Source organism: Paenibacillus sp. FSL H7-0331 (assembly GCF_001956045.1).
Genome location: NZ_MRTH01000128.1, coordinates 1 through 1,805 on the forward strand (window position 1 = coordinate 1; position 1,805 = coordinate 1,805).

The following is a 1,805-nucleotide window of genomic DNA, read 5'->3' on the forward strand; positions in this document are numbered from 1 at the left end:
ACTGAATATTACTGCCCGTCCCTCGGTTTTAAGGGTTTATCTCACATATACTCACTCATTCGCAGGATTTCGTTGTCCTGTATAACAGTTGTCGTCCGGAAAGTAAGCTTATTAGACACCGTCGTTCCAATTTTGGGCATGCGGGAACAGAAGAAGCGTGTGGAACATTTCTCCAAGTGCTATTCTTCTGCACGTATTCTCCACAATTTCCTTGGGAGTTCACCATCCCATGGCTCTACGGGTCTTTGCCCTTACATTCCTTCGTTACACCTGACCAAGGCGTGGAGACCGATAGCGTTTAGCGGATGGGTCTGAAGCCCTTGCCGGGCAGGAACTCGGTCCTCCGTGCTTTCTTTGTGAAATCCTGCGAATGAGTCAATCTACGTGTTCGTTTATTCAGTCTTAGGCAGCTCGAGTGCACGTAGGGGCAGCTTTTTCAGGAGAAAAAGTTTCTCCCCGCCCAACAATGCCAATGATGATTCGTGCTAGCTTTCCAAGCAGTTTAAATACCGACTGTTGCTTCTTCATTTGCCTGATTTGAACATTATTCTCATGCATCTGTCGAAAGACAGGATTCGTTCCTACGAGTACGATCGTCGCCAGATACATATATTTGCGTAGCGTAGCATCTCCCCGTTTCGAAAGCATGATTTGTCCCTTGTGTTTTCCTGACATTCTTTCAGCCAGGTTTAGACCTGCTTTACGCAATAATTGACGTCCATGGGCGTACTGTCTAAGGTCGCCAGCGCAAGATAGAATGGCTGCTATGAAGATTGGACCTAGACCTTTGATGGAACGAAGCTGATCGGCCATAGGAATTTCACTAAGCAACACTTGTATATCCTGTTCAATTCTGTCTAGTATTTCAACAATTCGTTCGAACTCTTGTAATAGCCGCCCCAAATCCTGCTTTGCTTCATCAAGTGCAGTGGTTTCGCCTACACTTCGCTTAGCTTGAGCGATTAGCTCCGCGGCTTTCTGCATGCCCGTGGAGCCACCAGCTCGCTGCATGTGCGCTCTCCATCCTGTGATCACCTCTGATACGGATAGAGATTCTAGATCCTGCGGAGAAGAAAATTCTTTAAGTGTGGCCAAGGAACGTTTACAGGTCCAATCTTTAAACACCGAGAAATACTCAGGGAAGCGAATGTCTAACCAGCGGATGATCCGGTTCTGCAATCGTACACTATTTGTCACCCAAAATTCCCGGTCACTCATCATCGTTCGCAACTTTTGAAAGACTGTAGCTTGTCGTGAGTATTCATAGTAGTAACCTCGGCTGATCACGTCGGCAATGACAAGCGCATCCTTCGGATCGTTCTTAGATGGGCTATTGTCGCGATTCTCCTTGTTTCTTTTGGTGGTGGCCGGATTTACCATGACAACATTTATGCCCTTGTCGGCTAGCCAATTAGCCAGATTAGACCCATAATGTCCAGTCGGCTCCATTCCCATGATGAGTCCTTGTAAACGGTGTTTATGTTTCAGTCCATCGATCCACCGTACTAACTTTTCGAAGCCTTCAATTGTATTTGAAAATGAGAGATGACGCTTAGAAAGTACGATTCCGCGAAAATTAGTCGCTTGTGCTACATGAGTTTCCTTGGCAATGTCGATGCCCACAACAAGATGAGAAGTGGTAATTCGTTCGATACGTTGATTTTGTCCGTCTGTTTGTTTAAACTTCATAGTGAGAGTGCCTCCTTGATGGTTATGGGTTACAAACCCGTCGACAAACCCATCATACCGAGGCGCTCCTTTTTTGACAAAGCCTATTTCTTAGCACTAACAGGAATGTTTAGCAT

The 1,805-nt window shown here is 46.0% G+C and carries 1 protein-coding gene; it reads right to left on the reverse strand.

Annotated elements, in window-relative coordinates:
* Positions 1–402: 402 nt before the first annotated feature.
* Positions 403–1,689 (reverse strand): IS110 family RNA-guided transposase, encoded by a 1,287-nt coding sequence (locus BK127_RS42065; protein WP_076238567.1) that lies wholly within the window; start codon positions 1,687–1,689, stop codon positions 403–405.
* Positions 1,690–1,805: the final 116 nt, after the last annotated feature.